Genomic DNA, 752 nt, shown 5'->3' with positions numbered 1-752 from the left:
GATCAGAGCGCGGAGTTCGCGAGGGGGATCGCGGAGTGTGAGGTGGCGTTGGCGCCTTATGTGGAGTGGTCGTTGGGTGAGGTGCTTCGTTCGGGGTCGGGGTTGGGCCGGGTGGATGTGGTGCAGCCGGTGTTGTTTGCGGTGATGGTGTCGTTGGCGGGGGTGTGGCGTTCGTTTGGTGTGGTGCCGGATGCGGTGGTGGGGCATTCGCAGGGTGAGATTGCTGCGGCTGTGGTGGCGGGTGGTCTGTCGCTGGTGGATGGGGCGCGGGTGGTGGCGTTGCGCAGTCGTGCTCTGGCCGGGCTGGCCGGTTCCGGCGGGATGGTGTCGTTGGCTTGTTCGGCGGTCGAGGCCGGGAGGTATGTGGGGCCGTGGGGTGGCCGGTTGTCGGTGGCGGCGGTCAATGGGCCTTCGTCGGTGGTGGTGGCGGGTGAGGTCGAGGCGCTGGATGAACTCCTCGCTTCGTGTGCTGAGCGGGGGGTGCGTACGCGCAGGGTCGATGTCGACTATGCCTCGCATTGTGCGCAGGTGGAGCGGATCGAGGACGAACTGTGCTCGGCGTTGGAGGGGGTCACGGCGAAGAGCGGTGATGTTCCGTTGTTCTCCACGGTGACGGGTGGCTGGCTGGACACCTCGTTGATGGATGGTGGCTATTGGTATGCGAATCTGCGGAGTCCGGTGGGTTTCGAACCTGCGGTGCGTGCGCTGCTGGATGAGGGCTTCGGTGCGTTCGTCGAGGTGAGTCCGCATCC

At 66.1% G+C, this 752-nt stretch carries 1 protein-coding gene; it reads left to right on the top strand.

Annotated features, from left to right (window positions below):
* The coding region (locus NMK44_RS41905; RefSeq protein ID WP_254753401.1) for an acyltransferase domain-containing protein at positions 1 to 752 on the top strand (752 nt) is incomplete at both ends.

The sequence above is a fragment of the Streptomyces cucumeris genome (genome assembly GCF_024295805.1).
Classification (GTDB): Bacteria; Actinomycetota; Actinomycetes; order Streptomycetales; family Streptomycetaceae; genus Streptomyces; species Streptomyces cucumeris.
Note: the sequence above shows the minus strand (reverse complement) of the source record. Positions and strands in the feature narration are given on the sequence as shown.